Raw genomic sequence first — 1,163 nt, forward strand, 5'->3', positions numbered from 1 at the left:
GTTGTCATCATCGGCGGCGGCATTCACGGCTGCTCGGTGGCCTATCATCTGGCCAAACAGGGGCTGACCGACGTTGTGCTGCTGGAGCGCAAGCAGCTGACCAGCGGCACCACCTGGCACGCCGCGGGCCTTGTGGGGCAGCTGCAGGGCAGCCATGCCACCACCGCCTTTGCCAAATACGGTATCGAGCTGCTGGAGGAAATCGAGGCGGAAACCGGCCAGAACCCGGGCTACCGGCGGTCGGGCTCAATCTCGGTTGCGGTGAACGATGAACGGATGGCCGAGCTGAAGCGCAAGGCGGATTTTGCGGCGCTGTTCGGGATCGAGGCGCAGTATCTGGAAACCGCCGAAATCCAGGAACGCTGGCCGCTGATGAACCCCGACGGCGTGCTGGGCGGTATCTATATGCCCAGCGACGGCTCTGCCAACCCGGTGGATCTGACCACGGCGCTGGCCAAGGGTGCGCGGATGCGCGGTGCCAAGATCTTTGAGAACATCAAAGTCGAAGAAGTTCTGACCCGTGACAGCAAGGCCGTTGGCGTTCGCACCGATCAGGGCACGATCAGCGCCGATTACGTGGTGAACTGCGGCGGCATGTGGGCGCGGGAATTGGGCCGGCAGAACGGTGTTGGCGTGCCGCTGCACGCCTGCGAGCATTACTATCTGGTGACCGAGGCAATTGAAAACCTGCCCAGCGACCTGCCGGTGCTGCGCTCCTACTGTGACGGCACCTATTGGAAGGAAGACGCCGGCAAGCTGCTGTTCGGCTTTGCCCATTTCCAGGCCAAACCCTGGGGCATGAAAGGCATTTCCGAGGACTTCGAGTTCGACAGCCTGCCGTTTGTCGAGGACGATGTGATGGAGGTGCTGGAACTGGCGATGAACCGGGTGCCGCTGCTGCAGGAAACCGGTATCCGCACCTTCTTTAACGGGCCGGAAAGCTATTCTTATGATGGCCGTTTCATCCTGGGGCAGGCTCCGGACATCCCGAACTATTTTGTGCTGGGCGGGGTGAACTCCACCGGGATCCAGTCGGGTTCTGGCGCGGGCCGGGCCCTGGCGCAATGGATCATCGACGGCCACCCGCCGATCGACCTCAGCGAAATGGACCCCAAGCGCTGCGAGGAATTCCAGGCGCGTGACCCCTATCTGCAGGAACGCTG

Annotated in this window: 1 protein-coding gene; it reads left to right on the forward strand. The window is 62.4% G+C overall.

Annotation, left to right across the window (positions count from 1 at the left end; translation table 11 throughout):
• Positions 1-1,163, forward strand: a 1,163-nt coding sequence (locus A2I95_RS40505; protein ID WP_291737958.1) for an FAD-binding oxidoreductase, incomplete at both ends; no start/stop codon positions are given.

It is taken from the genome of Leisingera sp. F5, assembly GCF_001593695.1.